The 25,977-nt window shown below is 65.7% G+C and carries 25 protein-coding genes; 7 read left to right on the top strand and 18 right to left on the bottom strand.

Going from position 1 to position 25,977, the window contains the following annotated elements:
* Positions 1-328: 328 nt before the first annotated feature.
* From EL249_RS01950 to EL249_RS01935, 4 genes are all read right to left on the bottom strand, one after another.
* Positions 329-1,444 (bottom strand): ABC transporter substrate-binding protein, encoded by a 1,116-nt coding sequence (locus EL249_RS01950; protein ID WP_005674690.1) that lies wholly within the window; start codon positions 1,442-1,444, stop codon positions 329-331.
* A gap of 268 nt (positions 1,445-1,712) precedes the next feature.
* Positions 1,713-2,642: a TIGR01777 family oxidoreductase gene (locus EL249_RS01945; RefSeq protein ID WP_005674691.1), complete on the bottom strand. Its 930-nt coding sequence runs from the start codon at positions 2,640-2,642 to the stop codon at positions 1,713-1,715.
* Between the two features lie 187 nt (positions 2,643-2,829).
* Positions 2,830-3,294: a DUF2214 family protein gene (locus tag EL249_RS01940; RefSeq protein WP_005674692.1), complete on the bottom strand. Its 465-nt coding sequence runs from the start codon at positions 3,292-3,294 to the stop codon at positions 2,830-2,832.
* A 228-nt stretch (positions 3,295-3,522) separates the two neighbouring features.
* On the bottom strand, positions 3,523-4,329 hold the full coding sequence (locus EL249_RS01935; RefSeq protein ID WP_005674693.1) for a uracil-DNA glycosylase family protein: 807 nt from the start codon (positions 4,327-4,329) through the stop codon (positions 3,523-3,525).
* Positions 4,330-4,551: 222 nt separating this feature from the next.
* On the opposite strand from EL249_RS01935, the gene EL249_RS01930 reads away from it, so the two are divergent.
* Entirely contained in the window at positions 4,552-5,544 is a 993-nt protein-coding gene (locus EL249_RS01930; protein ID WP_005674694.1) for an NAD(P)H-quinone oxidoreductase, read from the top strand.
* A 299-nt stretch (positions 5,545-5,843) separates the two neighbouring features.
* On the opposite strand, the gene rodA is transcribed toward EL249_RS01930, so the two are convergent.
* The 5 genes from rodA to EL249_RS01905 are packed head-to-tail and all read right to left on the bottom strand — an operon-like array spanning position 5,844 to position 11,711.
* Entirely contained in the window at positions 5,844-6,980 is a 1,137-nt protein-coding gene (gene rodA, locus EL249_RS01925; protein WP_005674695.1) for a rod shape-determining protein RodA, read from the bottom strand.
* Complete coding sequence (mrdA, locus tag EL249_RS01920) at positions 6,977-8,839, bottom strand: penicillin-binding protein 2 (protein WP_040530170.1); 1,863 nt, start codon at positions 8,837-8,839, stop codon at positions 6,977-6,979. Before mrdA ends, rodA begins: the two co-directional genes overlap by 4 nt.
* Positions 8,840-8,857: 18 nt before the next feature.
* Complete coding sequence (gene mreD / locus EL249_RS01915; RefSeq protein ID WP_083799566.1) at positions 8,858-9,667, bottom strand: rod shape-determining protein MreD; 810 nt, start codon at positions 9,665-9,667, stop codon at positions 8,858-8,860.
* Complete coding sequence (gene mreC / locus EL249_RS01910) at positions 9,664-10,671, bottom strand: rod shape-determining protein MreC (protein WP_005674698.1); 1,008 nt, start codon at positions 10,669-10,671, stop codon at positions 9,664-9,666. Before mreC ends, mreD begins: the two co-directional genes overlap by 4 nt.
* Entirely contained in the window at positions 10,668-11,711 is a 1,044-nt protein-coding gene (locus EL249_RS01905) for a rod shape-determining protein (protein WP_005674699.1), read from the bottom strand. The genes mreC and EL249_RS01905 overlap by 4 nt, the downstream gene beginning before the upstream one ends.
* Before the next feature lie 235 nt (positions 11,712-11,946).
* Here EL249_RS01905 and gatC point away from each other — a divergent pair, with 235 nt between their 5' ends.
* The 4 genes from gatC (at position 11,947) to gatB (ending at position 15,943) form a co-directional block, all read left to right on the top strand.
* On the top strand, positions 11,947-12,234 hold the full coding sequence (gene gatC / locus EL249_RS01900; RefSeq protein WP_005674701.1) for an Asp-tRNA(Asn)/Glu-tRNA(Gln) amidotransferase subunit GatC: 288 nt from the start codon (positions 11,947-11,949) through the stop codon (positions 12,232-12,234).
* Between the two features lie 2 nt (positions 12,235-12,236).
* Entirely contained in the window at positions 12,237-13,748 is a 1,512-nt protein-coding gene (gene gatA / locus EL249_RS01895; protein ID WP_005674702.1) for an Asp-tRNA(Asn)/Glu-tRNA(Gln) amidotransferase subunit GatA, read from the top strand.
* A gap of 145 nt (positions 13,749-13,893) precedes the next feature.
* Positions 13,894-14,448: a hypothetical protein gene (locus EL249_RS01890; protein ID WP_005674703.1), complete on the top strand. Its 555-nt coding sequence runs from the start codon at positions 13,894-13,896 to the stop codon at positions 14,446-14,448.
* Between the two features lie 16 nt (positions 14,449-14,464).
* On the top strand, positions 14,465-15,943 hold the full coding sequence (gene gatB / locus EL249_RS01885) for an Asp-tRNA(Asn)/Glu-tRNA(Gln) amidotransferase subunit GatB (protein ID WP_005674705.1): 1,479 nt from the start codon (positions 14,465-14,467) through the stop codon (positions 15,941-15,943).
* A 42-nt stretch (positions 15,944-15,985) separates the two neighbouring features.
* Here gatB and EL249_RS01880 read toward each other — a convergent pair whose 3' ends face one another.
* Together EL249_RS01880 and pyrE are read right to left on the bottom strand one after the other, a co-directional pair.
* Positions 15,986-16,693: a DUF4124 domain-containing protein gene (locus EL249_RS01880; protein ID WP_005674706.1), complete on the bottom strand. Its 708-nt coding sequence runs from the start codon at positions 16,691-16,693 to the stop codon at positions 15,986-15,988.
* 14 nt (positions 16,694-16,707) lie between these two features.
* Positions 16,708-17,412, bottom strand: a complete 705-nt coding sequence (pyrE, locus tag EL249_RS01875) for an orotate phosphoribosyltransferase (protein WP_411431042.1) — start codon at positions 17,410-17,412, stop codon at positions 16,708-16,710.
* 13 nt (positions 17,413-17,425) lie between these two features.
* Here pyrE and EL249_RS01870 point away from each other — a divergent pair, with 13 nt between their 5' ends.
* The gene (locus EL249_RS01870) at positions 17,426-18,205 is read left to right on the top strand and encodes an exodeoxyribonuclease III (RefSeq protein WP_126348045.1); all 780 of its coding nucleotides are present in this window, start codon (positions 17,426-17,428) and stop codon (positions 18,203-18,205) included.
* Positions 18,206-18,211: 6 nt separating this feature from the next.
* Here the strand turns inward: EL249_RS01870 and EL249_RS01865 are convergent, their stop codons facing one another.
* The 3 genes from EL249_RS01865 to EL249_RS01855 form a co-directional block, all read right to left on the bottom strand.
* The gene (locus EL249_RS01865) at positions 18,212-18,574 is read right to left on the bottom strand and encodes a hypothetical protein (RefSeq protein WP_005674709.1); all 363 of its coding nucleotides are present in this window, start codon (positions 18,572-18,574) and stop codon (positions 18,212-18,214) included.
* On the bottom strand, positions 18,571-19,071 hold the full coding sequence (locus tag EL249_RS01860; protein WP_005674710.1) for an AbiTii domain-containing protein: 501 nt from the start codon (positions 19,069-19,071) through the stop codon (positions 18,571-18,573). The genes EL249_RS01865 and EL249_RS01860 overlap by 4 nt, the downstream gene beginning before the upstream one ends.
* Positions 19,072-19,357: 286 nt before the next feature.
* The gene (locus EL249_RS01855; RefSeq protein WP_005674711.1) at positions 19,358-21,682 is read right to left on the bottom strand and encodes an NADP-dependent malic enzyme; all 2,325 of its coding nucleotides are present in this window, start codon (positions 21,680-21,682) and stop codon (positions 19,358-19,360) included.
* A 290-nt stretch (positions 21,683-21,972) separates the two neighbouring features.
* On the opposite strand from EL249_RS01855, the gene EL249_RS01850 reads away from it, so the two are divergent.
* Positions 21,973-23,460 carry an AmpG family muropeptide MFS transporter gene (locus tag EL249_RS01850; protein ID WP_126348044.1) on the top strand — a complete coding sequence of 496 codons (1,488 nt, stop codon included), beginning with the start codon at positions 21,973-21,975 and terminating at the stop codon, positions 23,458-23,460.
* 9 nt (positions 23,461-23,469) lie between these two features.
* Here EL249_RS01850 and EL249_RS01845 read toward each other — a convergent pair whose 3' ends face one another.
* From EL249_RS01845 to EL249_RS01830, 4 genes are all read right to left on the bottom strand, one after another.
* Positions 23,470-24,147, bottom strand: coding sequence for a hypothetical protein (locus EL249_RS01845; protein WP_170169589.1), 678 nt, complete (start codon positions 24,145-24,147; stop codon positions 23,470-23,472).
* A gap of 17 nt (positions 24,148-24,164) precedes the next feature.
* Positions 24,165-24,539 (bottom strand): phage holin family protein, encoded by a 375-nt coding sequence (locus EL249_RS01840; protein WP_040530176.1) that lies wholly within the window; start codon positions 24,537-24,539, stop codon positions 24,165-24,167.
* A gap of 181 nt (positions 24,540-24,720) precedes the next feature.
* Positions 24,721-25,110: an ElaB/YgaM/YqjD family protein gene (locus EL249_RS01835; RefSeq protein ID WP_005674715.1), complete on the bottom strand. Its 390-nt coding sequence runs from the start codon at positions 25,108-25,110 to the stop codon at positions 24,721-24,723.
* 197 nt (positions 25,111-25,307) lie between these two features.
* Complete coding sequence (locus EL249_RS01830) at positions 25,308-25,973, bottom strand: alpha/beta hydrolase (RefSeq protein WP_005674716.1); 666 nt, start codon at positions 25,971-25,973, stop codon at positions 25,308-25,310.
* Between the last annotated feature and the right edge of the window lie 4 nt (positions 25,974-25,977).

Below are 25,977 nucleotides of genomic sequence, written 5' to 3'. Positions count from 1 at the left end.
TATCTGGATCATGAGCGGATGAAAGGGTGCTGCCGTGAAATCTTCCGGAGGTCTTTCGCCTGCAACGTCTGCGAAAACGTCCGGAGCGTCCGCCATTCCCGGATTGCTTCTGATCGGGTTGCATTGGTAAGTCTATCAATTGTGATAATCATTATCAATATGTGGATATGAAAAAGGCCTTCGTGGGAAGGCCTCCGGGTGACTCGCTGTTCAGGCGGATCCGGCAGAGTCTGCAGATCCGGCATGTCCGGCATGTCCTGCGCGGTCCGGGACATGCTCTCCGGCCGTGCCGAGGGGGCGCAAACGGCCGGAGACCTGGAATACAGGCTTAAGGCTTGGCGGCCGCCGTGGCGCCCAGTGCCTTGGTGGGCGTCATGCCCAGCACGCCCGTCGAGGACGGTCCCTGCACCTCGCCGACATAGAGCTGGATGCGGGCGCGGAAGCGTTCGACGGCGTCACGGTCAGCCATGAAGCGCTCGAAATTGCTGAGGTTGGCGCTGCTGTATTCCCAGATGGGCCGGTAGTCGGCCGGGGGCTGCACGTCATTGCGTACCGACCACATGTACCAGACGTTCTTCTGGGTGTCCTTGTCCAGTAGCCAGCTCAGGTACAGGCGGGCCGATTCGGGACGGCGTGTGCCCTTGATGATGGCGGCGCGCTGGGCCCAGGCCACGAAGCCGTCGTTGGTGGGGATGGAAAAGCGGACCGGGCTGTTGGCATCGTGCTTCAGGCTGCCGTCGGTCGTGAAGGTGACGGGGTATTTGCCGCTGGCGACGGCATCAGCGGGCGCCTGGGTGCCGCGCACGAAGTGCGGCTCCTGCTGCATGAACTTCTCCATCCATTCCCAGCCGTGGCGGTCGATGGTCTGCTTGTACCAGAAGAGCACGGCATCATCGTCGTTGGGATAGGTGGAGATGATCTTGCCCTTCAGGGCCGGGTCCAGGTAGTCGTGGGCGTTGCTGGGGGCCGGGATGCTGCCCAGGGCCTTGGTGTTTGCCAGGTTGCTGAAGGCATCCACGAAGACGCCGGTCCAGGCGCCGGTCTGATCCTTGAAGCTGCTGTAGATGTGATCCCAGCCGCGCGGCTTGTAGGCCAGCAGACGGCCTTCACGGCGCCAGCGCGGAAAGTCCTGCAGCGTCTGCAGCTGCACCACGTCGGCCACCACCTTGCCATAGGCAAACTGCTGGTCCAGCCGGGCGTTGTGCACCTTGCTGTAGTCCACCACCACCTCCAGGGTCATGCCCGGGAAGCGTTTCTCGAAGGCGGTCTTGATGCCGTCGAGCTGGTTGGGCGTATCGCCGCCCGCATAGACCACCAGCGTGCCGCCTTCCTTCAGGGCTTCCTTGTGGATCTGATCAAGCGATCGGCTTTCAATCTCGGCGGCGCGGACCGACTGGCCGAACAGGGCCAGCGTGACGGCGACGAGGGCAAGATATTTCTTCATGGGTGGGTATGGCTTACGGCCCGATCCCGGCATGTTGGCGGCACCGGCGGGGTCACGAGGTTGGGTACAGGGGCGGAATGGCCGGGTGCTGGGGGCGACGACAAGGACTGTCCAGCCACGCGGCAACTGCATCACGACGACCGTTTGGAACGGAATGATGCATTTCTGAAATTTTAGTCAGAACTGTAAGAAAATACCTACAAAACCTGTTGCATCTAGGTATTCCCGTCAGTTCTGCTGCCCAACTGCGTACCCCGCAGCCTGCCTGTCAGCCTTTGAGCAGGTTTTCCAGGGCTGCGTCCAGCGTGGGGTAGTGGAAGCTGTAGCCCTCGGCCAGCAGTCTGGCCGGTTCCACGTACTGGCCATCCAGCACCAGGTCGGCCTGTTCGCCCATGGCGGTGCGCATCAGACCGGCCGGCAGCGACAGCCACAGCTTGCGGTGCAGCAGCCGGGCGGCCGTCTGTGCAAAGTCCTGCTGGGTGGTGGCCTGTGGTGCCGTGAGGTTGAAGACGCGCCACGGCTGGTCGACCGGCTGCTGGGCGATGAACTGGATGGCGGCCACCACGTCGTCCATGTGGATCCAGCACACCGGTTGCTGACCACTGCCGATACGCCCGATGCCGAGGCGCACGGGCTTGAGCAGCTGGGGCAGGATGCCGCCCCCCTTGCCCAGTACCACGCCCAGTCGGCAGATGGCCACGGGCACGCCGCTTTCACGGTGCAGTTCCTGGGCGCTGGCCTCCCACAGCTGGCACAGTCGCGAGACGAAGACGTCCTGCGGTGCCGAGCTTTCGTTGCAGCGCGCCTGCCACTGCTGGCGGCTGCCGTTGCCGTAGAAGCCCACGGCCGAGGCCTGGATGATGAGGCGTGGCTTGTGCGCATGGCGCTTGAGCCACTGGGTGATCTGCTGGGTGGGACCCTGGCGGCTGGCCAGTAGCGTGCGCTTGCGGGCGGTGTTCCAGCGGCCTTCGCCCACCGAGGCGCCGGCCAGGTTGATGAGCAGGTCGGGCTGGACGCTGGGGTCGAGGTGGGCCAGTGCGGCCAGGGTCTCGATCCCGGGGCCGAGCTTGTCGCGGGTCTGGTCAGGGAAGCGGGTGACGACGATGACGCGCCAATTCTTCTGTGCGAAATCACGGGCCAGATGGCTGCCGATGAAACCGCTGCCGCCCAGAAGGATGACGACGGGCTTTTGTTCCATGAGAGCTTCCTTGCGTGGACAGATGGTCCGCTTCCCAGTATCAATGTGTCAATACTGTCACCAAATATGGTGGACGTCCAGCGCGAGGCGCGCCGTGCCGGCCGATGTCGGCCGGCCAGGCGGGCAGGGTGTGCGATTTGGCCTGTGAGCGGACCCGGGCTCTCGTGCCGGGTCCGGGCTTCGGGTGTCAGCCGGCGTCGGCTCCGAAGAGGCCGCGCGAGAGGAACACGGCGAACAGGGGAATGACCATGATGATGTGGGCCTCGATCATGATCCACTTGCGGATGCGGCGGATGTCCGCTTCGGCGGGCAGCGTGCCCTTTTCTTCCCAGGTCTGTAACCAGGACTGCAGGGCCATGGACACGCGCGCCGACATCACGCCGACGACGAGGAACAGGAGCACCTTGATGTGCAGCATGGGCTGGGCGATGTACCAGTCGGTGCCCTTGAAGCCCAGGATGATGCGGGTGATGCCGCTGGTGGCCACCATGGCGCCGCAGATCATGTAGATGATGTCCACGCGCTGCAGGCGCTTGAGCACGGCCTCGTTGAACCATTCGGGGCGGCAGAGTGCGCCTTCGCTGGTGAGGAAGACGACCATGGCCAGGATGCTGGCCAGATGGAAGTAGGAAAGGAGGGCTTCAGAAAGCATGTCGGTTTCTTGGGTTGCGGACTGCGCCCCGACGGGGGCGGCGGTGCGGGGGCGATTCTAGAGCGCGCGGCAGCCGGTTTTCTTGCCCTTGGTCATTTCCGTGGGGCCGCTGCACGACGGTCGGATGAACGGGGCTGGCCGGCATGTCGGGGGAAAGGGGCGACTGCTGGTGCCGGGGCTGACAGGCATGCCGGAGGTGAAGCGACGGCCGGGCCAGGGGGCTAAGGTCTACGTGGAGACGGGCAGCAGCCCGTATTCCTGCATCTGCCGGTCCACCACTTCGTCCCAGCCACGGTTGGCGGCAGGGCTGGCCGGGCTGGGATGCAGCACGTGCCCGATGTGCAGGCGGCGGGCCAGGGGGCGGTCGTCCAGCACCTCCGAGACCACGTGCTTGAGGCGCTTCTCGGCAAAGCCGCCGATGCCGATCAGCCACTGCGGCTGCAGCGCCTCGATGACGGCCGCCAGGTGACGGTCGCAGGGGGCTTCCAGCGCGCGCTGCTCGGCCGCCGGCAGCTGCACCGGGGTGCGGTTCTTGCCCGAGGCTTCCAGGAACACCAGCGGGCAGTAGTTGATGACGATGGCCTGGGCGAAGAAATCGTCGGCGTGGCCAAAGCGGCGACCGATCCATCCCCAAAGTCGGCGACCACTCACTTCCGAGCGAGTGCACGCAAAACCGTCAATCGGACGCTTGGGGTGCTGATGAGGCGGTGCCTGGACCGGGGCCTCGATGCCCATCCAGTCGCGCACGGCCGAGACCTCGCCGAAGGGCACGCCGGTCTGCATCATGCCGAAGGGGCCAGGGTTCATGCCCAGGAACATGATCTTCTTGTGTCCCTGGCCATAGCGGGTCAGATAGGCGGCGTGGGCCTCCCAGGCGTACTGCAGCGGGTTGTAGACGTGCGCCACCGGCGGGGCAAAGCGCAGCGCTTCCAGCTCGTCGCGCAGCCGGGCGGCCGCATCGATCAGGCGCTGGCTGGTGGCATCGGTGGGGTGGGAAGTGCTGGCGGGAGTGTCAGGTGTTTCAGCGTGGGACACGGGTCTGGATAAGGGTCTGGAATAAAGGGCAGTGGCAGCCATCCTACCCCAACTGCCCGATCGGGCGCATGTGCGGAGCGTGTGCCCCGGGGAGGCCCTGCATGAGGGGGGCAGTCGCCCGCTCGGTAGAATCGTGCCGATGATGAAAACCAGGTGCGTGTCCGGAGCGCCCCGAAGGACGGGTTGGCTTCCGGACCTGCCCAGTAACCAGGGATATCTTTCATGAAATACATCGATCACGGCCGGGGCGGCGATGCCGACGTGCTGCAGCTGGCCGAGCGCGACATGCCCGAAGTGGGGGCCGGCGAGGTGCTGATCCGCGTGGCCTATGCGGGCGTGAACCGCCCGGACGTGCTGCAGCGCATGGGCAGCTATCCGCCACCGCGCGGAGCATCGCCCTGGCTGGGCCTGGAAGTGTCCGGGGTGGTGGCCGCCGTGGGGCAGGGCGTGCCCGAGTGGAAGAAGGGCGACCGGGTATGCGCGCTGGTCGATGGTGGCGGCTATGCCGAATACGTGACGGCGCCGGCCGGGCAGGTGCTGCCGGTGCCGGCCGGGTTCTCCATGGCGCAGGCCGCCTCGCTGCCTGAGACCGCCTTCACGGTCTGGGCCAACGTGGTCGAGCGCGGCCGCCTGGCGGAGGGCGAGACGCTGCTGGTGCATGGCGGCACGTCGGGTATCGGCGTGATGGCCATCCAGGTGGCCAAGGCGCTGGGGGCGCGCGTGTTCTGCACCGTGGGCACGCCCGAGAAGGCCGAGGCCGCGCTGAAGCTGGGGGCCGATGCGGCCATCGACTACCGGCGGCGCGACTTCATGGTGGAGGTCTCGCGCCTGACCGAAGGCCAGGGCGTGGACGTGATCCTGGACATGGTGGGCGGCCCGTACATCGAGCGCAACCTGAAGAGCCTGGCCGTGGAGGGCCGGCTGGTGCAGATCGCCTTCCTGCAGGCCTCGAAGGTGGAGGTGGACTGGATGCGCCTGATGCTCAAGCGTCTGACCTTCACCGGCTCCACGCTGCGCGCCCGCTCGCCGGAAGAGAAGGAGCGGCTGTCACGGGCCCTGCAGGACAACCTCTGGCCGCTGCTGGAGGCCGGCAAGGTGAAGCCCATCATTGATCGGGCCTTCCCTCTGGAAAAGGCCGCCGAGGCCCATCGCCGCATGGAAAGCTCCGAGCACGTGGGCAAGATCCTGCTGGCGGTGAAGCCGGGTATTGAATAGGGGCAGGATGATGGGACTTGAGCAGTTCTTTGATGACGAGGATGGGTATCAGGGCTGGGTCAATACACACGACAAGGATGGCTATGTCGTGAATCTCTGCAAGGACCGTAAGCGCTTTCCGGACACCTATCCTATGCTCCACAAGGCATCGCATAAGTCCCTGTCTTCCAAAAAGATAGGTGACTTCACCACGGGACAGTACTTCAAGATTTGTTCGACAGACAGGGAGGAGCTTGAACGCTGGTCCCAGTCGGAATTCGGTAGGCCGCTATTCAGATGCAAGATATGCAACCCCTGGCCTACTGAAAGATGAACTGCCGCCCCGCCCGATGCCGCTGCATGGCATTCTCGTGGGCGATGCACATCAGCATGCCGCAGCCCACGCCCAGCGTCACCAGGGCGGTGCCTCCGTATGACATGAAGGGCAGCGGCACGCCCACCACGGGCAGGATGCCGATCACCATGCCGATGTTCACGAAGGCGTAGGTGAAGACGATCATCGTCATGGAGGCGGCCAGCAGGCGTGAGAACAGGCTCTGCGCCTGGCTGGCGATGATCAGGCCGCGGGCGATGAAGGCGGTGTAGAGCGCCAGCAGGATGCCGGTGCCCACCAGGCCGAATTCCTCGGCATAGACCGAGAAGATGAAGTCGGTGGTGCGTTCGGGCACGAAGTCCAGGTGGGCCTGGGTGCCCCGCAGCCAGCCCTTGCCCTGCATCCCGCCCGAGCCCACGGCAATGGTGGACTGGATGATGTGAAAGCCCTTGCCCAGCGGATCGTTGGTGGGATCGATCATCGTGAGCACGCGCTCTTTCTGGTAGGGCTTCATGTTCAGCCACAGCAGCGGCATGGCGGCCAGGCCCACCACCAGACTGCCCAGAATGACCCGCCAGCTCAGGCCCGCAAAATAGATGACGAAGGCGCCGGCCGACCCGATGAGGATGGCGGTGCCCAGGTCGGGCTGGCGACCCACCAGCGCCACCGGCAGCACCAGCAGCATGATGGCCATCAGGTGCACGTAGCGGCTGCGCAGCCGGTTCTGGCTGATGTGGAAGAACCAGGCCAGCATCAGCGGGATGGCGATCTTCATCAGCTCGGCCGGCTGGATGCGGGTGAAGCCCAGGTCCAGCCAGCGCTTGGCGCCCTTGGCCGTGATGCCCATCAGTTCGACACCGAACAACAGCGCCAGCCCCACCAGATAAATGGGAATGGCCACGGCCCGCAGGTGACGTGGGTCCAGACTGGCTACCAGCCAGGTGATCATCACTGCCATGCCCAGATTGCGGGCATGCACCACCAGACGTTCACTGCCGTCGCCGGCCGCCGAATACATGGTGACGAGGCTGATGAGCGAGATGGCCAGCAGCACCGTCGACAGCCAGGGGTCGAAGATGAAGACGCGATGACGCAGGAAGCGCCACAGGGCGGCAGCGTTCATGGGGTGGCCTCCACAGGGGCCGGGGGTGTCGGCGTGCGCTTGCCCAGCAGATAGAAGTCAAAGATCCTGCGGGCCATGGGGGCTGCCGTGCGGGCGCCGAAGCCGCCGTTCTCCACCACCAGCGCCAGCGCGATGCGCGGGTTCTGCGCGGGGGCGTAACCGATATAGAGCGAGTGGTCGCGGAAATGGTGCGCCACTTTCTTCTCGTCGTATTTCTCGTTCTGGCGGATGCCGATGACCTGGGCCGTGCCGGTCTTGCCGGCCGATTCGTATTCGGCCTCCAGGAAGGCGGTGCGCGCCGTGCCCTTGCGGGTGACATCGGTCATCGCGCGCTGCACCAGCTTCAGGTTCTGGGATGAGACGCGGATCGGCTTGCCGTCGGGGGCTTCGCCGTTGTCGGGCATGACGGAGCCGACGTGCGTGACCAGATGCGGGCGGTGCGCCACGGCATCGTTGGCCAGCGTGGCGGTGGCGTGTGCCAGCTGCAGGATGGTGAAGGCGTTGTAGCCCTGGCCGATGCCGACCGATGGCGTCTCGCCCGGGAACCACGGCTGCTTGAATCGCTGCTGCTTCCAGGCAGACGAGGGCAGCAGGCCGGGCTGCTCGTCCGGCAGGTCGATGCCGGTGAGACGGCCAAAGCCCCAGGGCGCCATGAAGTCGTGAATGCGGTCCACGCCCAGATCGTAGGCGGCGCCGTAGTAATAGGTGTCGGATGAGACCACGATGGATTTGTACAGATCCACGCGGCCATGTCCTTGCGGCTTGGAGTCGCGGAAGCGGTGCTTGCCCAGCATCCAGTAACCCGGGTCCTGGATTGTGTCCTCAGGTTTGCGGACCTTGTTTTCCAGCACGGCCAGCGCCATGAAGGGCTTGTAGGTGGAGCCGGGAGGATAGGTGCCGCGCAGCGGCCGGTTGAGCAGTGGCCGATCGGGATCGCCGTTCAGGGCCTGCCAGTTGCGGTGATCGATGCCATCGACAAACAGATTGGGGTCGAAGCTGGGCATCGACACGAAGGCCAGAATTTCACCGGTACGTGGCTCGATGGCCACCAGCGCACCCCGATAGCCGGCCAGCAACTCTTCGGCCAGCTGCTGCAGCGGAATGTCCAGCGCCAGCCGGATGTCCTGGCCGGGTGTGGCCGGCTGCCGCGACAGCGAGCGCACGGGCCGTCCGCTGGCGGTGATCTCCACTTCCTCCAGGCCCACCTTGCCGTGCAGCTGGGTCTCGTAGCTCTGCTCCAGCCCCAACTTGCCGATGTGGGTGCTGCCGGCATAGTCGGAGGTCCGCTCGGTCCGCGCCAGCATGTCGTTGTCGGCGTTGGAGATGCGCCCGATGTGGCCGATGACGTGTGCCGCCGTGGTGCCCAGCGGGTAGTGGCGGTGCGGCCGTGCCTTGATCTCCAGACCATCGAAGCGGAAGCGCACCGCGGCCAGGCGGGCAGCCTCCTCGTCGGTCAGGCGGGTCTTGAGCGGAATGGTGCCGTCGGTGTTCTTGTTGCCGGCGGCCAGTCGCTTGAAACGGCGCACTTCCAGCGGGCTGATCGGGACGATCTTCGAGAGCTGCTGCACCAGCCGGTCCACGTTGCGCGCCTGGCTGGTGGCGATTTCCAGGGCCGGCGTGTACACATCCTCGGCCAGCACGATGCCGTTGCGATCCAGGATGCGGCCCCGCTGCGGCGCCAGCGGCAGCATGGTGATGCGGTTGTCCTCGGCCAGCGCGTGGTACTTGTCGTAGCTGGCCACCTGCAGATTCCAGGCCTGGGCGGCCAGCAGCCCGAAGCCTGCCAGGCTGCCTGCCATGGCAATCAGCAGCCGGCGATTGAAGCGGGCCGGACTGGGGGGCTGGGGCGGACGACGCATGGCCACGATGCTCTGCGCTCAGTGGCCGTGGTCGTCTGGCGCGTAATGCCAGTAGGCCGGTCGCCGGCGCGCCGCGTGTTGAGGCTGGGGCTGGGGCGAGGCCGTACCCTGCATGACCAGCTCTTCCGGATCGATCCAGGTCGGCGAAGCGTTCTGGACCTGCGGTGTGGGCGCGGCCTGGGCGGCGTGGCTGTCGCGGGCTGCAACCGGCTCGTCGGCGTGTGCGTAGATCGGTACGCCAGTCGGTGTCGCAGCGTCCCTGCCGGTTTCTTCACCTGCCACCCGCTCCGGATCGACAAAGGGGGCGGTGCGCGGGCCGTAAGCCGCCGCACCGGTTGTCGTGCGGCGGGGGGCGTGGCGTGCCGGCAGCAGCAGGTCGGCCAGCGGCCACAGCAGGGCCGTGCCCAGCCAGGGCAGGAACTGCTCCGGCCCCAGGAAGGGCAGCCCCAGCAGGAAGCGGGCACCGGCCAGCACGGCCTGCGCCATCAGGAAGACACCCAGCATGTGCAGCATCTGCCCGCCCAGCCGGAACCAGGCAATGCGTCGCTGGAACTGCAGCGTCATCCAGACAATCAGGGTGTAGAGCAGCGCGTGTTCACCCAGCGTGCTTGCGGTGTGCGTGTCCATCAGCACGCCCAGCATGAAACCGGCGGCCAGCAGCCCGCGCTGCGGGCGATGCAGTGCCCACCAGGCCAGTACCAGCGCCAGCACGTCCGGAATGATCGGGCTCTGCCCCCAGGGGGCCAGCGCCACCAGCGTGGCCAGCAGCAGTGAAACGGTCATTCGGGGCCAGTCGGCCACACCGTGGAGCGATGGAGGGGCGTTCATGGCAGTGCAGCGCCTGGTGTGGATGCGGTGGGATCGGCATCGTTCTGCTCGGCAGCGTCCGCCGCATGGCTCGGTGCGTGCGACATCCCGGCAGACGTATCCGGGGAGGACATGTCCGGCGTTGGCGCTTGCGGCGTGTGCCGGGTGGGCGGGGCTGCTTCATCCTGGGCGGGAATGGCCGAGGTATCGGGTTGCAGCACCAGCACCAGGCGCGGGTCGGTCAGGTTGGCCAGCGGCCGCACTGTCACCTGCGCAAAGGGCTCATCGGCAGGCAGCGTCACGTCCTCCACCACGCCCACCGGAACACCGGGCGGATACAGGAAATCCAGACCCGAGGTCTGCAGCACGTCGCCAATCTGGATGTCGGCTTCCTTGCTCTGGAAGCGCAGCTCCATCAGCGCCGGGCTGGGGGTACCGAAGGCCAGCGCGTGCAGACCGTTGCGCCGAACGCTCACCGGCACGCTCATCACGGGATCGGTGATCAGCGTCATCTCGCTGCTGAACGGATAGACGCGCGTGATCTGACCGATGACGCCCCGGGCGTCGATGACCGGCTGTCCGGCGGCCACGCCATGGTGGCTGCCCCGGTCCAGCAGACGACGGCGCGTGCCCGCGTTGCGCGGCTGCATCACGGTCTCGGCCACGATGGCGGCCTGCGGGATCTGCAGCCGCAGTCCGGCCAGGTCACGCAGCGACTCATTCTCCTGGCGCAGCCGCTCGGTGGCGGCCAGCACGCCTGCCTGCTGGATGAGGACGGTGCGCAACAGTCTGTTGTCGTTGCGCAACGTCTCCATGTCGTCGAAGTAGCCCTCGAAGGACTCGACCTGCTGCATGGGCCAGGCCAGCGCCGCCTGCACCGGATACAGCGCACCGCCCAGGACCTGACGCACCGGCGCAAGCACTCCCAGCCGGGCGTCGGCAAACATCAGTGCCAGGGCCAGCAGCGAGAGGAGGATGGCGATGCCGGGCTTTGGAGCATCCGGCGCGTGGTAGCGGGCAGTCATTCGTGGGTGAAGATACCACCCAGTTCGTCCATGCGCTCCAGGGCCAGGCCGCAGCCGCGCACGACACAGGTGAGGGGTTCATCGGAAATCAGGGTGGGCAGCCCGGTCTCCTCGGCCAGCAGCCGGTCCAGACCGGGGATCATCGCACCACCCCCGGTCAGCATGATGCCGCGTTCCGAGATGTCGGCGCCAATTTCCGGCGGCACCTCTTCCAGCGCGATCTTCACCGCCGAGACGATATGGTTCAGCGGTGCGGTGAGTGCCTCGCGGATCTCGTTGGTGCTGATGCGGAAGGCGCGCGGAATGCCCTCGGACAGGTTGCGGCCCTTGACCTCGATTTCCTTGCTCTGTCCGTCAGGGAAGGCCGACGCCACTTCCTTCTTGATCTGTTCGGCCGTGCTTTCGCCGATCAGCATCCCGTAATTGCGGCGCACGTAGGTGATGATCGCCTCGTCGAAGCGGTCACCGGCCACGCGCAGCGAATTGGCGTGCACGATGCCGCCCAGGGAAATCACGCCAATTTCGGTGGTGCCGCCGCCGATGTCGATCACCATCGAGCCGGTGGCTTCGGAGACCGGCAGCCCTGCACCGATGGCAGCCGCCACGGGTTCTTCCAGCAGATACACCTCGGAAGCGCCTGCGCCCAGCGCCGATTCGCGGATGGCGCGCCGCTCCACCTGGGTGGAGCCACAGGGAACACAGATGACGATGCGCGGGTTGGGCGCGAACACCGTGCCCGGATGCGCCATGCGCACGAACTGCTTGAGCATCTGTTCGGTGACCGTGAAGTCGGCAATCACGCCGTCCTTCATCGGGCGGATGGCCTGCATGTTGCCGGGAACCTTGCCCAGCATCAGCTTGGCCTCGCGGCCCACGGCCGTGATGGTGCGCTTGCCGCCCGGGGCCGTGTCGGTCCGGATCGCCACCACCGAAGGCTCGTCCAGCACGATGCCCTTGCCCTTGGCATAGATCAGGGTGTTGGCCGTTCCCAGGTCGATGGCCAGGTCGTTCGAAAAGTATTTCTTGATGAAACCGAGCATGACGACACGTCGCTTTATGTTTCCGAAATGGCCGAAGGATCATACCGTTATACTTCTGCGCATGTCCGCCCATGGGTTCGGCCGGGGACTGCCGGTCGCTGGCCCGTGGTAAACGTTTCCTTTGCGTTGCAGGCATACCACCGCCTGGGCCCCCTGCGGGCTGCGGGCCTTTTCAAGTTTCTTGTACCGGAGCGGGGCGCCGCGCCGTCCGCCCGGTTCCGCCAGGGGATCCCCGATGTCACTCACGTCCGACGACATTTCACGTCTCGGCGAACTTGCCCGCATCCGGCTGGATGATGCGGAGCGCGCCCACATGCTGGCCCAGCTCGACGACATCTTCGGCATCATCGAGAAGCTGCGTGCCGTCGACACCACCGGCGTCGAGCCCATGACCCACGCCGGCCATGTCGGCCAGCGACTGCGTGACGATGTCGTCACCGAAAGCGATCATCGCGCCGAGAACCAGCGTTCCGCGCCGTCCGTGGCCGATGGCCTGTACCTCGTCCCGCGGGTGGTGGAGTAAGCATGAGCACAACCAAGACCCTGCTGGAAACCGGCAACCTCGGCGCCATCGGCGCCGCCCTGCAGGCCGGTGACGTCTCGGCCCGCGAACTGGCCGAACACTGCCTGGCGGCCGCTGCCGCCAGCGACATCAATGCCTTCGTGGACGTGCAGCCCGAGCTGACGCTGGCCCAGGCCGACGAGGCCGATGCCCGGCTGGCCGCTGCCCGCCAGTCCGGCGAGCGCGCAAGCCCGCTGCTGGGCGTGCCCATGGCCCACAAGGATGTCTTCGTCACCCGCGGCTGGAAGTCCACTGCCGGCTCGAAGATGCTGGCGGACTACCAGAGCCCCTTTGACGCCACCGTTGTGCGCAAGGTGCGCGAGGCCGGTGCCGTCTGCGTCGGCAAGCTCAACTGCGACGAATTCGCCATGGGGTCGGGCAACGAGAACTCGTTCTTCGGCCCGGTGAAGAACCCCTGGGATCCGTCCCGCGTGGCCGGTGGCTCGTCGGGTGGCTCGGCCGCTGCCGTGGCAGCTGGCCTGGTGCCGGTCTCCACCGGGACCGACACCGGCGGTTCGGTGCGCCAGCCGGCGGCCATGTGCGGCGTCACCGGCATCAAGCCCACCTACGGGCGCGTCTCGCGCTACGGCATGATCGCCTTCGCCAGCAGTCTGGATCAGGCCGGCGTGTTTGCACGCTCGGCCGCCGACTGCGCGCTGCTGCTGTCGGCCATGGCCGGCTTCGATGAGCGCGACGCCACCAGCCTGCGCGCCCCGGCCGATGACCTGGCCACCGTGCCCGCCGCTGACTGGGGTGGCAACGCCGACATGCCGCTCAAGGGCCTGCGCGTTGGCGTGCCCGACGAGTTCCTGGGCGAGAGCCTGGCCCCGGCCGTGCGTGACGCGGTGCGGGCGGCGCTGGCCCGCTTCGAGGCCCTGGGGGCCACGCTGGTGCCGGTCTCGCTGCCGCATACCGAGCTGTCCATCCCGGCCTATTACGTCATCGCCCCGGCTGAAGCCTCCAGTAACCTGGCGCGCTTTGACGGTGTGCGCTACGGCCACCGCAGCGCTGATGCATCCGACCTGAAGTCGCTCTACATGAACAGCCGCGCCGAGGGCTTTGGTCCTGAAGTGAAGCGCCGCATCATGATCGGCACCTACGTGCTCTCGCACGGCTACTACGACGCCTACTACCGCAAGGCCCAGCAGCTGCGCCGGATGATCGCCGACGACTTCACGCGCGTCTTTGCGGACGTGGACGTGATTGCCGGTCCGGTCTCGCCCGAGACGGCCTGGCCCATCGGTCAGCAGACCGATGATCCGGTGCGCAACTACCTGGCCGACATCTACACGCTGCCCGCCTCGCTGGCCGGCCTGCCGGGCCTGTCGCTGCCCTGCGGCTTCGACGCCGCCGGCCTGCCCGTGGGCCTGCAGCTGGTGGGGCCTGCGCTGACCGAAGCGCGGTTGCTGTCCATCGGCCACACCTACCAGCAGCACACCGACTGGCACCTGCGCCGGCCGGGGCAGGGGGCCTGAGGCATCTTCCTTCCGAGGAACGGGGCTTTCCCATGACATCCGGCCGCCGGGGCTACCCTGCAGGCAGGCGCATGCAAGCGCGCCATGCCGAAGGACTTATCCGGCAGGCCCATGGATAGCCCTACACAACGAGGAACAGTCAATCATGAATGCTGAATTACAGAATCACGCCCCCCGCCAGCGCTGGCTGCAACGGGCGGCCCTGTTGCTGACGGCCGTGGCGCTGGCGGCCTGCACGACCATGCCCATGGTCAAGCGCACGAAGAAACCGGCTGCAACGGCGACCAGGCCGCCGGTGACGGCACAGCAGCCGGCCACCCGGGCGCTGCCGGGCGAGGGCACGCTGCAGAACTTTGCGGGCACCTGCCAGCAGACCGACATTGACGGCTTTGGCGAGAACGCCACGCTGCGCGTGACGGGTGGCCAGGTGCAGCAGCTGGACTGGCACGTGAAGGTGGGCAAGCGTGGCCAGTGCCACTTCAACCTGCGTGACTTCCGCCAGACCAAGAATGCGCCGCACATCGAGCTGCTCTCGCGCAGCCGCGGCGCCTGCAAGCTGCTCATCTACCAGGACGCCCGGCGCGTGACCCTGGCCCACGCCAACTGCCAGTCGTTCTGCACGCCGCGCAGCGTGGCTGAGGAAGCCTGGCCGGTGATGTTCAATCCGCAGACCGGCCGCTGCGCCAGTCTGAACCGCTGATACGGGAAATACGCTCATGCAATGGGAAGTGGTGATCGGGCTGGAAGTCCATGCCCAGCTCTTGACCCGGTCCAAGATCTTTTCCGGGGCCTCCACCCGATTCGGGGCCGAGCCCAACACCCAGGCCTGCCCCGTGGACCTGGGTCTGCCCGGCACCCTGCCGGTGCTCAATCGGCAGGCGGTCGAGCATGCCATCCGCTTCGGGCTGGCCATCGGCGCGCAGGTCGCACCGGTCTCCATCTTTGCCCGCAAGAACTACTTCTACCCTGATCTGCCCAAGGGCTACCAGATCAGCCAGTATGAGCAGCCGGTGGTGCTGGGCGGTACGCTGGACATCGCCGTTCCGGCCGAGAAGGCTGGCGATCCGCCGCGCATCCGCACCATCAATCTCACCCGCGCCCACCTTGAGGAAGACGCCGGCAAGTCGTTGCACGAGGACTTTGCCGGCATGTCGGGCATCGACCTGAACCGGGCCGGCACGCCGCTGCTGGAGATCGTCAGCGAACCCGAGCTGCGCAGCGCCGCCGAGGCCGTGGCCTATGCACGGGCGCTGCACGGTCTGGTGACGTGGCTGGGCATCTGCGATGGCAACATGCAGGAAGGTTCCTTCCGCGTGGATGCCAACGTCTCGGTCCGGCCGCTGGGCCAGAAGGAATTTGGCACCCGCGCCGAGATCAAGAACCTCAACTCGTTCCGCTTCCTGGAGCGGGCCATCCAGTTCGAGGTGCGCCGCCAGATCGAGCTGATCGAGGACGGTGGCCGCGTGGTCCAGGAAACCCGGCTCTACGATCCGGATGCCGACGAGACCCGCTCAATGCGCACCAAGGAAGACGCGGATGACTACCGCTACTTCCCCGAGCCCGACCTGCCGCCGCTCGTCATTGATCCGGCGCAGATCGAGGCCGTGCGCAACGACATGCCCGAGCTGCCCAGCACCAAGCGCGCCCGCTACCAGGACGAGCTGGGCCTGCCGCAGGCCGACGCACTGACGCTGACCAGCAGCCTGGCCAGCGCCCAGTTCTTCGAGGCCGCGCTGGCGGCCCTGCCCGATGCCGCTGCCCAGGCCAAGACCCTGGCCAACTGGATGATGGGTGAGCTGGCGGCCCAGCTCAATCGCGACGGACTGGACATTGCCGACAGCAAGGTCAGCGCCCCGCAGCTGGCCGGGCTGGTCATTCGCATTGCCGACGGCACCCTCTCGGGCAAGCTGGCGCGCGAAGTCTTCCACACCCTGTGGGCCGAAGGCCCCGTGCAGGGCGGGCCGGAAGTGGTCGATGCCCTCATCGACCGTCAGGGCCTGCGTCAGATCAGCGGCGACGATGTGCTGGGTCCGATCATCGACCAGGTGCTGGCCAACAACGCCAAGTCGGTGGACGAGTACCGGGCCGGCAAGGAAAAGGCCTTCAACGCCCTGGTGGGTCAGGTCATGAAGCTCAGCAAGGGCAAGGCCAACCCGCAGCAGGTCAACGAACTGCTGAAGAAGAAACTGGGCTGAGATCGACACGGGCTGCCCGGAACGGGATCCGGGCGGCGCCGATCAGTCTGTGGGTTCCTGTTGCCCCGGCAGGTGTGACAGCAGCTCGGCCAGTCGGGCCGCATTGGCCTCGAAATCGCGGTTCAGGCGCGTGCGCTCGTTGCGCCGCTCCTGGATCAGCGCATCCTCGGCCAGGATCGCGTTGGCAATCGACGAGATGCGTTGCTGCACCGCATAGGGCAGGCGGGCATTGGGGCGGTCCTGCTTCTTCTGCCACTCGGCTGCCTGCTCGCGCTCCTCTTTCAGGTTCTGGTCCAGCACCAGGATGCGCCGCATCGCCGCAGAGATTTCCTCGTCGATCAGCTGGATCTGCTGTTCCTGGCGCTTGCGCAGGTCTTCCGGTGTCTTGTAGGTCAGCAGCAGGTGCCGATCATGCGCCTGCTGCGCCTTCAGCGCCCGTTCCTGTTCCTGGCGCACCAGCGCCTGCTGGGCCGCCTCACGTTCCTGCTGCCGCGTCAGCGGCGGCGGCAGCACCCGGCGCACCGAACCGTCACGGTTCAGCTCGCGCATGTTGCGCCGCGCGCAGGCGTCGATCGGCTGATCCGACGAGATCACCCGCCCATTTTCGTCCTTGCAGACGTAGATGGAGGTGCCGCCCCGGGGGGCGTTGTCCGACACCGGCATCGACTGCGCATGCGCCATGGCCATCGTCCCCGACACCAGGGCCAGGGAGAGGGTTAACAGCACGAAACGGGCATGATCGAGGCTCATACCCGCCACTGTAGTCAGGGGCGACGCCCCGTGCCATAGCGGCTGCGATAGTCGGCGATGGCCAAACGATGAGTGGCAAGCACCTCGGCGCTGTAGCGTTCCGTCGACGGCCGGGCATCCGACTCCAGATAGCCCAGCAGATCGTCCAGCGTGGCCAGCGCATATACCTCGATCCCCCAGCGCTCGCGCACCTCCTCCACGGCTGACTGCGCCGCCACCACTTCTGCGTTGCCGCCGCGCTCCATCCGGTCCAGCGCGATGAACACCGCCGCTGGCTCGGCCCCGGCCGCCCGGATGATCTCCACTGACTCCCGCACTGACGTGCCGGCCGAGATCACGTCATCGATGATGGCCACCCGCCCCGTGAGCGGCGCCCCCACCAGGTTGCCGCCCTCGCCGTGGTCCTTGGCTTCCTTGCGGTTGAAGCAGAAGGGCAGGTTGCGGCCCCGCGCCGCGCAGGCTACTGCCATGGCCGAGGCCAGCGTGATGCCCTTGTAGGCCGGTCCGAACAGCACATCGAACTTCGGTACGGTTTCTTCCACCTGCAGCAGCCGGTCGGCGTAGAAACCGGCCAGACGGCCCAGCCCCTCGCCGTCGTGGAAGAGCCCCGCATTGAAGAAGTACGGCGACAGCCGCCCCGCCTTCGTCTTGAACTCGCCGAAGCGCAGCGCTCCGGTGTCGAGCGCGAACTGGATAAACTCGTGGGAAATATCTTTCATCATAGGTGCCTGCATGTTGCGAGTCGTATCCCAGAATCTTAACGGTATCCGGTCCGCCGCCCGCAAGGGCTGGTTCCCCTGGGCTGCCACCCTTGGTGCCGATGCCATCTGCGTGCAGGAAGTGCGCGCCCAGCTCTCCGACATGGACGACACCATGCAGGCCATCGGCCCGGCCGTCGGGCGCTTCCACCTGGCCGAGCGGCGCGGCTACAGCGGCGTGGGCATCTACACCCCCCATACCCCCCAGACCATCCGCGAAGGCTTCGGCCAGCCCGAATTCGACGCCGAGGGCCGCTACATCGAGATGGACTTCGGCACCCACGCCATCATCTCGGTCTACGTCCCCTCCGGTTCCTCCTCCGAAGAGCGCCTGCAACGCAAGTTCGTCTTCATGGAAGCCTTTGCCCGCCACATGCAGGAACTGAAGGACAGCGGTCGCGAGATCATCCTGTGCGGCGACTGGAACGTTGCCCACAAGGAAATCGACCTGAAGAACTGGCGCTCCAACCAGAAGAACTCCGGCTTCCTGCCCGAAGAGCGCCAGTGGCTCAGCAGCCTCCTGGACGAGATCGGCTTTGTCGACGTGTTCCGTCAACTGGACCCCCGCCCCGAGCAATACACCTGGTGGAGCAACCGCGGCCAGGCGTGGGCCAAGAACGTGGGCTGGCGCATCGACTACCAGATCGCCACCCCCGGCATCGCCGCCACCGCCACCCGCGCCGAGATCTACAAGGACGAGCGATTCTCGGACCACGCGCCGCTGATCATTGACTATGACTGGCCTAGGGGGTGAGGGGCATCAAAGAAATTGAGAAAGAAGAGGAAGGGCGGCGCTTGCAAGGGCGCTTCCCGCCGCATTCTCCAGAATCGACTTGAGACTGAGGGCTGCTGCGTTGACGATTGGCCATTTCGGTTTGGGTGATCTGGCTTGAGCTTCCAGAGCTGCGAGTTCTGATTCAAGTTCAAGTCTCCCATCTGAGCTCATGGAGTTGTCTTTGTCCAGGGCCTTGCGTAGTGCTGAAACCAGCTCACAAAGTTTCTCGGTGTCAACTGTCTTTGTCTGAGATTGGCTTGACCCAGGGGAGTCGATTTGGATTTGTCCGTTTATGTTTGTTATTTTGTAGTGTTTGGCTATCTCCTTTTCTTTGTTATTGAAAGTCATCCCGTCTCCTTTGATTCCATTTTTTCTAGGTTTAGGGCAAATTTAAGGACTTCGTTTTTGATTGCCTCTAATATGCTTTTGGATTTTGTTTTTTCAAGAATAGCTGTCGGGCGGTAACCGTTGCTGGAGCGAAAATTCGAGATGGATTTCTCTAGTGGCTTGATTGTTCGGCATATCATTCCATTATATTCTATTGCTGCTTCTATTTCCGGTACTGACTCCGTTACTGCGATGTACAGATGTTGCTCTATTTCTATATCGAATTTTGTGTCGATATTGAGTTTTGTTCCTGACCCGTTTACGAGTTGTGGGATTCCTTTGTGTATTCTGTATGGCGGGACTTTGTCTGTGTACCCGCTTAGTTCGTTATTTGTCCATTGATAGAAGTCTGGTAGAGATAGGCGTTCGGAAACAATAAGGGCTTTTCTAAGCAATTCGGTGGTCGAAGTGTTTTCTTTCGTTGCCATTTCGATGAGTTCGGGGACAATTGCTGGCATGGTTCTTCCTTTGGTTCTTTTGGTTTGTGAATGATGCGCGTGATGCTGGGGATTTGGAAGTGTGTGTGTTTTTACACTAACGCATACGTTATGATTTCGGTTGTATTAAGGTTTGTTTGGTAGTGTTGGTGTATGGTGGTTGCTACGTTGTTGGGTAGGGGCCTTCAAAATAAAATCGCCCGACAGGCGCAAACCCATCGGGCGATCATTGGCAGACTGTACTGCTGCGGGGTAATGAGCGGTCCTGCCTTGGGGCGTCAGCCTGTCAGGCAGGATCTCCGGGCCATCAGGCCACGCCGCCAGCCTTGTGCTTCTTGCCGGCAGCCACTTCGGCCACGGCCAGGGCCGTCATGTTCACCAGCCGGCGCACGGTGGCCGAAGGCGTCATGACGTGCGCGGGGAAGGCGCTGCCCAGCAGGATCGGGCCGATGGTGATGCCGTGCCCGTCGGTGGTCTTGAGTACGTTGAACAGGATGTTGGCCGAATCCAGGTTCGGGCACACCAGCAGGTTGGCGTCGCCATCCAGCGTGCTGTCGGGCACCAGGCGGTCACGCAGTTCCGGCAGCAGGGCGGCGTCGCCGTGCATCTCGCCGTCGCAGTTGATGTGCGGGGCCACGCTGCGGAAGATGTCGCGCGCCTGGCGCATCTTGATGGCCGACGGGCGGCGCGAGCTGCCGAACTGCGAGTGCGACACGAAGGCCACCTTGGGCGGGATGCCGAAGTTGTTCACTTCCTCGGCCGCCATGACGGCGATCTTGGCCAGGGTCTCGGCATCGGGGTCATCGTTGACGTAGGTGTCGGTGATGAACAGGGTGCGGTTGCCCATGGCAATGGCGTTGACGGTGGCCAGCGGGGTGCCGGGGCGCGCGCCGATCACGTCGCGGACGTTGCCCAGGTGCACGTCGAAGCGGCCGAGCGTGCCGCACAGCATGGTGTCGGCATCGCCCATGCGCACCATCAGGGCGGCAATCAGCGTGGTGGAGCGGCGCACGGCAGCCTTGGCGGCTTCCTGCGAGACGCCTTCCCGTCCCATCAGACGCCAGTATTCTTCCCAGTAGGTGCGGAAGCGCGGGTCGTCGTCGGGGTTGATGATCTCAATGTCCTTGCCGACCTTCATCCGCAGGCCAGCCTTCTTGATGCGGGCCTCGATCACCGAGGGCCGACCGATCAGGAGGGGGCGAGCCAGGCCTTCGTCGATGGCGGTCTGGGCGCAGCGCAGCACGCGCTCGTCTTCACCCTCGGCATAGGCCACGCGCTTGAATTCCGGGGCGGCGGCCTTGGCGGCAGCCACGACCGGGCGCATCAGCAGGCCGGTGGAGTAGATGAAGCGATAGAGCGACTGCCGGTAGGCATCCATGTCCTCGATGGGACGGGCGGCGACGCCGGAGGCTGCAGCGGCCTCGGCCACGGCCGGGGCGATGCGCAGGATCAGGCGCGGATCGAAGGGGGTGGGGATAATGTAGTCAGGACCGAAGTTCAGGTCCTTGCCGGTGTAGGCGCTGGCCACTTCATCGCTGGCCTCGGCCTTGGCCAGGGCGGCGATCTCGCGCACGCAGGCCAGCTTCATCTCTTCGGTGATGCGCGATGCGCCGCAGTCCAGGGCGCCCCGGAAGATGTACGGGAAGCACAGCACGTTGTTGACCTGGTTCGGGTAGTCCGAACGGCCGGTGGCGATGATGCAGTCGGCGCGGGCGGCACGGGCATCTTCGGGGCGGATCTCGGGCTCGGGGTTGGCCAGGGCCAGGATCACCGGCTGGCGGGCCATGGTCTTGACCATGTCGCCGGTCAGCACGCCGGGGGCCGAGCAGCCCAGGAACACGTCGGCGTCCTTCACGATGTCGGCCAGCGTGCGAGCGTCGGTGTCCTGTGCGTAGCGTGCCTTGGACTCATCGAAGCCGCCCGGGCGGCCCTTGTAGATGACGCCCTTGGAGTCGGCCACGTAGATGTTCTTCGGGTTCACGCCCAGGGCCACGAAGATGTCCAAGCAGGCCAGGGCCGCAGCGCCTGCGCCCGAGACGGCCACCTTCACCTCGCCGATGGGCTTGCCCACCAGTTCCAGGCCGTTGACCAGCGCCGAGCCCGAAATGATGGCGGTGCCGTGCTGGTCGTCGTGGAAGACGGGGATCTTCATCTTCTCGCGCAGCTGGCGCTCGATGTAGAAGCACTCGGGGGCCTTGATGTCTTCCAGGTTGATGCCGCCCAGGGTGGGTTCCAGTGCGCTGATGATCTCGACCAGCTTGTCGGGGTCGCGCTCGGCCAGCTCGATGTCGAACACGTCGATGCCGGCAAACTTCTTGAACAGGCAGCCCTTGCCTTCCATCACCGGCTTGCCGGCCAGCGGGCCGATGTCGCCCAGGCCCAGTACGGCGGTGCCGTTGGTGATCACGCCCACTAGGTTGCCGCGCGAGGTGTACTCGGCAGCCTTGGCCGGGTCGGCCTGGATGTCCAGGCACGGATAGGCCACGCCCGGCGAATAGGCCAGCGACAGGTCACGCTGGTTGGACAGCGGCTTGGTGGGGCGGACGGTGATCTTGCCCGGCGACGGCAGGGCATGGTATTCCCGCGCGGCATCGCGCAGGGCGGATTCGGCAGCAGAGAGCTTCTTGGTCATGAAATCTGTAAAGGGTTGAGGGGCGGCGGAACACAGAAGATTACACCCTTCACGGTTTCGTGGGGCACAAGGCAGAGGGGGCTTCATGGGGGGCTCATGTGTTGGGCCCTGGCGGCCTGACTGGCGGTGCGTGCAGAGGTCGTGGTGGCTGGTGGGTCCGGGTAGCGGTGTCGCGTATTTCACGCATCCCGCCTTCATTCATGCCGTGTCGCTGCCCGGCCGTCAGCAGCATGGACGGGGGTGGAATGGCGGCCATGAAGCTGGGGGCCACGCGCTGCTACACTCGGTGGATGAGCGATTCCCCCAAGCCCGCGCCCGGGTTGTGGCAGACCTATGGGCAAGTCTTCGCGTCGCGGCGCATTGCCGCGATGTTGCTGCTGGGCTTTTCCAGCGGGCTGCCGCTGGCGCTCACGGCGGGGGCGCTGCAGGCGTGGCTCACGGTCAATGGCATCGATCTGCACACCATCGGCTACTTTGCGCTGGTGGGGCTGCCCTATACCTTCAAGTTCGTCTGGGCGCCGCTGCTCGATCGCTTCGAGCCCCGGCTGCTGGGGCGGCGGCGGGGCTGGATCCTGGTGTTTCAGCTGGCCATGGCGCTGGCCTGCCTGGGGCTGGCCCAGCTTGATCCGGCCCACCATATCCATCTGATCGCCGTGCTGTCGGTGGTGGTGGCGTGGCTGTCGGCCTCGCAGGACGTGGTCTTCGATGCCTATCGGGCCGATCTGCTCTCGCCCGAGGAACGGGGCGCCGGCGCCGCGGTCTCGGTGCTGGGCTACCGCCTGGCCATGCTGGTCTCGGGGGGCGGCAGCTTCATCCTGGCCGATACCTGGCTGGGCTGGCCGGGCACCTATCGCATCATGGGCGTCATGCTGCTGCTGCTGATGGGGGCCACGGTCTGGAGCCCACGCATTGCCCGGCCCCAGCAGGCCAGTGGCGGCGCGGGGGCCGAGCTGAAGGGTTTCGTGGCCATGGTGCTGGGCGGTGCGCTGCTGTGGTGGCTGTGCACGCAGGCCAGCCGGCCGGTGCTGGCGTGGCTGCAGGCCGGGCCGCTGGGCCAGTTGCTGGCCGAAACCCTGGTGATGCTGCTGACCGGCGTGGGTGCCGTGCTGGTGGCGCGCCGCGTGGGCTTTCCGTCCTTCGTGGCGCCCTGGGATGCCTTCTTTGCCCGGCCGCATGCGCTGGCCTTCCTGCTGCTCATCGTGCTGTACAAGCTGGGCGATGCCTTTGCCGCCAGCCTGTCCACCAGCTTCCTGCTGCGCGGTGTAGGTTTCAGTCAGGCCGAGATCGGTGCCATCAACAAGGGGCTGGGTCTTCTGGCCACCATTGTTGGCGCGCTGCTGGGTGGGGCCTGGCTGTCGTCGCGCTCGCTCTACCAGTCGCTGATGTTCTTCGGCATCCTGCAGGCGTTCTCCAACGTGGGCTACTGGCTGCTGTCGGTGCTGCCCAAGAGCTACCTGCTGATGGCCGGTGCCATCGGCATCGAGAACCTCTGCGGGGGGCTGGGCACGGCCGCCTTCGTGGCCTTCCTCATGACCCTGACCGACCGGCGGTTTTCGGCTGCGCAGTACGCGCTGCTGTCGGCGCTGGCGGCCATCGGCCGTGTCTACGTGGGGCCGGTGGCCGGCGTGGTGGTCGAGCAGCAGGGCTGGCCCAGCTTCTTCCTGATGACGGTGGCCGCGGCGCTGCCGGGCCTCCTGATGCTGTGGTGGCTGCGCCGCGAGGTTCAGGCGCTGGATGCCCGCCGCACCCGCACCGAGGCGCTGCCGGATCTGGACTGACGGCTTGCTCTACTTGCTGAGCTTGCGCACGTACTTCCACACTTCCTGCTCCGCCGCAAACTTGCCGATGCGCAGCAGTGTCTGCCGGGCGGCCGGTGTGCGCAGCACCAGGGTGGCCATGGGCACGGCCACGGCCAGCCCCACGGCCGTTGTCAGCGTGGGGTAACGCAGCAGCGCCTGCATTGTCTTGCTGCGCGGAAAACTGTCACGAGGCCGGCCGTTGTCCCGGAAGTCGGGCGCATCCTCGTCAATGGGCGTGCCGTCTTCATCCACCAGCAACGGGTAGTCCACCGGCGGGCGAGTGCGCGGCCCGGATGCTGTTTTGCTCCTGAAATTACTGAATGCAGAATTACTGCTGCTTCCGGTGTGTTCGGTGGTGCCAGTGGTGGCCCTGCCTTCAGCGCTCCGGGGGCTGCTGCCACGGTCTGCTGCGCCGGTTTGGTCATGTCCCAGGCCATGCGCCGGTCCTGCACCATGAGGCGCTGCGGCTTCCTTGGCTGCGGCACGACGCAGGATGTCAGCCAGCGACTCACCCGCCAAGGCGGCCGGGCGTGCCTCGCTGGACGCCCCTTCCTGTCGCAGCGCACCGCGTTCGGTGTTGTTGCCGTTCATGGCCAGTGTGCGACGTCGCTGGATGCGCGCGAAGATGTCCTCGGCGGTTTCGTCGGTACGGCTGGAACGGCTCATGTTCAGTTGTTCGTCATTCATGATTCTGAATTACGCTCACGTTCCAGGTCTTCCTTCAGGCTGCGCAGATCATCGGCCAGCACCTGACGGCTGAGGGGGAAGGGTTCGGGGTGGCCTTTGAGCAGGCTGCGGATGCGCAGCACCAAGGCCAGGCTGAGGATGACCCAGAAGCCGGCGGCGATGCCCAGCGCATGCAGGCGCCAGGGGGTGTCCCAGGCCAGGGCCACCAGGGTGGCCATCAGCCACACCAGGCAGATGATGGCGACGACACCAGCAGCCAGGCTTGTGCCCACCAGCTTGGCCAGCCAGCGGGATTCGGTGCCGAGTTCCAGCGCCAGCAGACGGCTGCGGTCGTCCAGGCCTGCCACCAGATCGGCGGCAGTCCGCTTCATCCGTCGGATGCGGGGTTCGAGGAGTTTGCCGAGCATGTGTGAGGAGGCACAGGGCCATGAAGCGCCGGCGGTGCCTGCGCTGGGAATGGGAACCCGCTGGCCGGTCGCAGGGAGAGACCGGCCAGCGGGCAGTGGCTCGGGAAGTGCGTTCAGGCGCTTCCCGGCTACATAAGCGCGATGATCAGCGACGCGACAGCAGGAAGCCGATCACCAGGCCTGCAGCGGCGGCCATGCCGGCCGTCTGCCACGGCGAGGTGTGGGCGTAATCGTCCACACGGGCAGCGCCTTCGCGGGCGCGGCGGTGCACTTCCTGGGCCGTGTCGTAGGCCACGTCGGACATGCGCTGGATGGAGTCACGCACATGGTTCAGCGCGGCACGCACTTCCGGGCGGTCGGCCAGCGAGTCGCTGTCCAGCAGATCGGAGATGTCGGCTTTCAGGGCATCCCACTCACGCTCCAGGTGGTCGCGCGAACGCTCGGCGGTACGGCCGAACTGCCGGCGGCTCTTTTTCAGGCCGCGCTCCAGTTCTTCCAGGCGGGCAGCCAGTTTTTCGGTGATATCGTCAGCCATCTTGGTTTCCTCAAAGAGTCTGTGAAAGTCGGAGATGCGCCTGCGTAAGCCGCCAAGCGCCTTCCTGGGGTTCCGACCGGTGGAGGCATCTGCCTTCCACCCAGGCGGAAATCGGCCAAGCCGACAGACAAGTGTGCCAGCTTCATCACCCCATGTCTGGTCAGGATTGGGGAAAACCAAGGGACCAACCGGTTTTTTTACAAAACAAGCACACGACGCAGGAAGGCCGCGATGTCGCCGATCTCCTCGGGGCAGACCGAATGGGGCATCGGGTACTCATGCCAGTCCACCGTGTAGCCCAGTGACTGCAGCAGGTCGCGCGAAGCCGTGGCACGTTCGATGACCACGACCGGATCGTCCTGGCCGTGGGCCATGAAGATGGGGGTGTTCTGGTTGTCGGCGCTGCGCTCGGAGGCCGTGCTGTCGGCCAGTGGCAGGTAGCCTGATAGCCCGACCAGTGCCGCCAGCCGCTGCTTATGGCGCAGGCCGGTCATCAGCGTCATGGCGCAGCCCTGCGAAAAGCCCATCAGCACGATGCGCTCGGCCGGGATGCCGCGTTCCACTTCACGGGCAATGAGGGCCTCGATGGCGGCCTGTGAGCGGCGCAACCCTGCCTCGTCCTCGCGCCGCGCCAGATCGGTGCCCAGGATGTCGTACCAGGCACGCATCACATAGCCGTTGTTGATGGTGACGGGCATCTGTGGCGCATGCGGGAAGATGAACCGGACAGGCACGCCCAGGTCCAGCATCTGGGCCACCGGCACGAAGTCGTTGCCATCGGCCCCCAGGCCGTGCAGCACGATGATGGAGGCTGTCGGTTCGGGGCCGGTGACGAATTCCAGGGCTTCGAGGGTTTGGGACATGGTC

It is taken from the genome of Lautropia mirabilis (assembly GCF_900637555.1).
GTDB classification, from domain to species: domain Bacteria; phylum Pseudomonadota; class Gammaproteobacteria; order Burkholderiales; family Burkholderiaceae_E; genus Lautropia; species Lautropia mirabilis.
The sequence above is the reverse complement of the archived record's forward strand: the minus strand, read 5'-3'. Positions and strand labels throughout refer to the sequence as shown.

Coding starts and splice junctions, on each gene's coding strand:
- gatA (WP_005674702.1), top strand. CDS start 12,237: ATGAGCACAACCAAGACCCTGCTGGAAACCGGCAACCTCGGCGCCATC.
- EL249_RS01930 (WP_005674694.1), top strand. CDS start 4,552: ATGAAATACATCGATCACGGCCGGGGCGGCGATGCCGACGTGCTGCAG.
- gatC (WP_005674701.1), top strand. CDS start 11,947: ATGTCACTCACGTCCGACGACATTTCACGTCTCGGCGAACTTGCCCGC.
- EL249_RS01865 (WP_005674709.1), bottom strand. CDS start 18,574: ATGACTTTCAATAACAAAGAAAAGGAGATAGCCAAACACTACAAAATA.
- EL249_RS01855 (WP_005674711.1), bottom strand. CDS start 21,682: ATGACCAAGAAGCTCTCTGCTGCCGAATCCGCCCTGCGCGATGCCGCG.
- mreD (WP_083799566.1), bottom strand. CDS start 9,667: ATGAACGCCCCTCCATCGCTCCACGGTGTGGCCGACTGGCCCCGAATG.
- mreC (WP_005674698.1), bottom strand. CDS start 10,671: ATGACTGCCCGCTACCACGCGCCGGATGCTCCAAAGCCCGGCATCGCC.
- EL249_RS01945 (WP_005674691.1), bottom strand. CDS start 2,642: ATGGAACAAAAGCCCGTCGTCATCCTTCTGGGCGGCAGCGGTTTCATC.
- EL249_RS01840 (WP_040530176.1), bottom strand. CDS start 24,539: ATGAAGCGGACTGCCGCCGATCTGGTGGCAGGCCTGGACGACCGCAGC.
- pyrE (WP_411431042.1), bottom strand. CDS start 17,412: ATGAAAGATATTTCCCACGAGTTTATCCAGTTCGCGCTCGACACCGGA.
- EL249_RS01890 (WP_005674703.1), top strand. CDS start 13,894: ATGAATGCTGAATTACAGAATCACGCCCCCCGCCAGCGCTGGCTGCAA.
- EL249_RS01870 (WP_126348045.1), top strand. CDS start 17,426: ATGTTGCGAGTCGTATCCCAGAATCTTAACGGTATCCGGTCCGCCGCC.
- EL249_RS01845 (WP_170169589.1), bottom strand. CDS start 24,147: ATGAGCCGTTCCAGCCGTACCGACGAAACCGCCGAGGACATCTTCGCG.
- EL249_RS01950 (WP_005674690.1), bottom strand. CDS start 1,444: ATGAAGAAATATCTTGCCCTCGTCGCCGTCACGCTGGCCCTGTTCGGC.
- EL249_RS01860 (WP_005674710.1), bottom strand. CDS start 19,071: ATGCCAGCAATTGTCCCCGAACTCATCGAAATGGCAACGAAAGAAAAC.
- rodA (WP_005674695.1), bottom strand. CDS start 6,980: ATGAACGCTGCCGCCCTGTGGCGCTTCCTGCGTCATCGCGTCTTCATC.
- gatB (WP_005674705.1), top strand. CDS start 14,465: ATGCAATGGGAAGTGGTGATCGGGCTGGAAGTCCATGCCCAGCTCTTG.
- EL249_RS01880 (WP_005674706.1), bottom strand. CDS start 16,693: ATGAGCCTCGATCATGCCCGTTTCGTGCTGTTAACCCTCTCCCTGGCC.
- EL249_RS01905 (WP_005674699.1), bottom strand. CDS start 11,711: ATGCTCGGTTTCATCAAGAAATACTTTTCGAACGACCTGGCCATCGAC.
- EL249_RS01830 (WP_005674716.1), bottom strand. CDS start 25,973: ATGTCCCAAACCCTCGAAGCCCTGGAATTCGTCACCGGCCCCGAACCG.
- EL249_RS01835 (WP_005674715.1), bottom strand. CDS start 25,110: ATGGCTGACGATATCACCGAAAAACTGGCTGCCCGCCTGGAAGAACTG.
- EL249_RS01850 (WP_126348044.1), top strand. CDS start 21,973: ATGAGCGATTCCCCCAAGCCCGCGCCCGGGTTGTGGCAGACCTATGGG.
- EL249_RS01940 (WP_005674692.1), bottom strand. CDS start 3,294: ATGCTTTCTGAAGCCCTCCTTTCCTACTTCCATCTGGCCAGCATCCTG.
- mrdA (WP_040530170.1), bottom strand. CDS start 8,839: ATGCGTCGTCCGCCCCAGCCCCCCAGTCCGGCCCGCTTCAATCGCCGG.